General features: G+C 53.2%; 1 rRNA gene. It reads left to right on the top strand.

Annotated features, from left to right (window positions below):
• Positions 1-884, top strand: a 23S ribosomal RNA gene (locus tag ACFFLD_RS20555); the annotation flags it as partial.

Raw genomic sequence — 884 nt, 5'->3', positions numbered from 1 at the left:
AGTAGCGGCGAGCGAACGGGGACCAGCCCTTAAGCGTGTGACTGATTAGGCGAACGAGCTGGGAAGCTCGGCCGTAGCGGGTGATAGCCCCGTAGTCGAAAATCTGATCACGTGAAATCGAGTAGGTCGGGGCACGAGAAACCTTGACTGAAGACGGGGGGACCATCCTCCAAGGCTAAATACTCCTGGCTGACCGATAGTGAACCAGTACCGTGAGGGAAAGGCGAAAAGAACCCCGGAGAGGGGAGTGAAATAGATCCTGAAACCGTGTGCGTACAAGCAGTAGGAGCAGACTTGTTCTGTGACTGCGTACCTTTTGTATAATGGGTCAGCGACTTATATTCAGTGGCGAGGTTAACCGTATAGGGGAGCCGTAGGGAAACCGAGTCTTAACTGGGCGACACAGTCGCTGGATATAGACCCGAAACCGAGCGATCTATCCATGAGCAGGGTGAAGATTGAGTAACATCAATTGGAGGCCCGAACCAGGATCTGTTGAAAAAGATTTGGATGACTTGTGGATCGGAGTGAAAGGCTAATCAAGCTCGGAGATAGCTGGTTCTCCTCGAAAGCTATTTAGGTAGCGCCTCATGTAGTACCGCCGGGGGTAGAGCACTGTTTCGGCTAGGGGGTCATCCCGACTTACCAACCCGAGGCAAACTCCGAATACCGGTGAGTAACGCGTGGGAGACACACGGCGGGTGCTAACGTCCGTCGTGAAAAGGGAAACAACCCAGACCGTCAGCTAAGGTCCCGAAATCCTGGTTAAGTGGGAAACGATGTGGGAAGGCTCAGACAGCTAGGAGGTTGGCTTAGAAGCAGCCATCCTTTAAAGAAAGCGTAATAGCTCACTAGTCGAGTCGGCCTGCGCGGAAGATGTAACG

Origin of the sequence: Vreelandella sulfidaeris, from assembly GCF_042429665.1 — a bacterium.
GTDB lineage: Bacteria > Pseudomonadota > Gammaproteobacteria > Pseudomonadales > Halomonadaceae > Vreelandella.
The sequence above is the reverse complement of the archived record's forward strand: the minus strand, read 5'-3'. Positions and strand labels throughout refer to the sequence as shown.